Origin of the sequence: Candidatus Bandiella numerosa, from assembly GCF_021811875.1 — a bacterium.
In the GTDB taxonomy this organism is placed as follows: Bacteria; Pseudomonadota; Alphaproteobacteria; order Rickettsiales; family Midichloriaceae; genus Aquirickettsia; species Aquirickettsia numerosa_A.
In genome coordinates, this window is sequence record NZ_JAJBJD010000176.1 from 1 (window position 1) to 1,935 (window position 1,935).

The window sequence follows — 1,935 nt, forward strand, 5'->3', positions numbered from 1 at the left end:
ATCTGTAATAATTACTTTCTCTGCATTTGCAACATATTATTTCTGACATATACTAACCTTATTTGTGTTATTGTGCATATCATATCAGCTTTCTCAATTGTATGCTATATTTGTTTAGCAATGCCTAATTTTTTAAATCCATTTATTGCATATCTTCCTTGCTTTGCATTTATGCAACGGCCTTATAGGAAGGCTTATGGGAGGTAAAATTTAGTGTGGTTAAAATGCAACAATTAAGATATTTTTTGTGATTTTTAGGTGATATTACTTTAAAGCCTACGTCAAATAACATACATTATATAAAATAATAAATTTATAAATAGCAAAGATATGAATAAGTTTTTAATAACAACAACATTAGTTGCATCTTTTGTAACAACCAATGCAATGGCTACTCCTGAAGTGTCAGTGAATGGCTCTATTGATTCTAAATTTGTTAATAATAGTCAAAAAGAGAAATTTAGGTATGATAATCTTGATCCTTCAACTGGCAAGAAGTTATCAAATAATAATATTGCTACAGATGCTTATATTAACTTTAACATTAAAGGCGAAGTTAAAGAAGGGTTGAAGTATGGTGGTTTGATCAAACTTAATGCAAACACTTCAAAATCTAAGAAAGAAATGTTTGATAAGGATGATAAGCAAAGCATTGCTGAGCAAGTAATGGCATATTTAGAAAGTGGCTATGGTAGAGTTGAAGTGGGTAACTACACTGGCGTTACTGAGTCAATGAAAGTGAATGCAGGAACATTTGCAAGTGCAACAGGTGGTATTAATGGTGATTCTCAATATTATTGGAATCAATATACAATGCAAGATGATCCTAATAGTACTGCAACTCCAAAAGAAAAGGTTAAAACTAAAACAGCGTTTCTACAGACAGCTAACCTTCCAACAAATGAACTAGGTACATTTGGTCTAAGAGGCGTTAATGCTGCTAAGATCAACTACTATACTCCTGAATTTTCTGGATTTAGATTTGGTGCAACCTTCACTCCTAATACCAAAGTTCATGGTACTGCTTCAAGTGTAACTAGCGTAGTGAAAGATAAAGAAGCAGCTGGTTTTAAAAATGTATTTGAAACAGGTTTATCTTACACAAGCGAAATTAAAGACGTTGGTGTGAAATTTGCAGTAGTTGGTGAATTTGGTAAAAATCAAGAGAGTGGTAACATAGAACTAACGAAAAATAAGAAAAACCTTAGAGCTTATGAAGTTGGTACAAACCTAAGTTATAAAGGATTCACAGTTGGTGGTTCTTATGGTGACTGGGGTAAATATGGTGCATCTACTGCTGCTAATGCTCCTGAATTTGGTAGAACAAGTTACTGGACAGCAGGTGTTGGTTATGCTAACGGTCCTTTATCTACAAGTGTAACCCACTTACAAGGCAAAAAAGGTATTGAAAAAGGTGTAACTACAAAAGACAAAAAGCATAACACACTTAGAAATACAGTTATAGGTGTGGATTATAAAGTTGCTCCAGGTGTGATGCCATATGTTGAATTTTCTTCATTCAAGATGAATCAAGCGTCTCAAGATGATAAAGACAATAATAACAAAGGTCATATGATTATGACTGGTGTGAAATTAAATTTTTAATATTTATTTCCCACTTAGTTTAGACTTTAATATCAACAGAGCAGAATCAAATTTTGCTCTGTTTTTTTATTAGACCTCTTTCGATATTGCGCTAATATAGCTTGAGTCAAATAGGTAGTTGCAAAGATTGATGAGCGAAGTGTGGTAAACTATACATAAGCGAAGAATGGCGATGTCAATACTATCTGAATTTATGCTATACGTCGGCACCGTCAAGTTAAAATGAGAATAGAATTATGCGATTGAATAAAAAAAAGAAAAAATATAGAATCAAAAAAAACAAATATAAGAAAAGATGAAGGGGACACCGAGTAGACATAGATATCCAAT

At 32.6% G+C, this 1,935-nt stretch carries 1 protein-coding gene; it reads left to right on the plus strand.

From position 1 onward, the window contains the following. Positions 1 to 330 precede the first annotated feature (330 nt). Positions 331 to 1,605, plus strand: coding sequence for a porin (locus L8D11_RS05140; RefSeq protein ID WP_236870596.1), 1,275 nt, complete (start codon positions 331 to 333; stop codon positions 1,603 to 1,605). Positions 1,606 to 1,935: the final 330 nt, after the last annotated feature.

Bases quoted from the DNA above. Each gene is read 5' to 3' on its own strand.
- L8D11_RS05140 (WP_236870596.1), top strand. From the start codon at position 331: ATGAATAAGTTTTTAATAACAACAACATTAGTTGCATCTTTTGTAACA.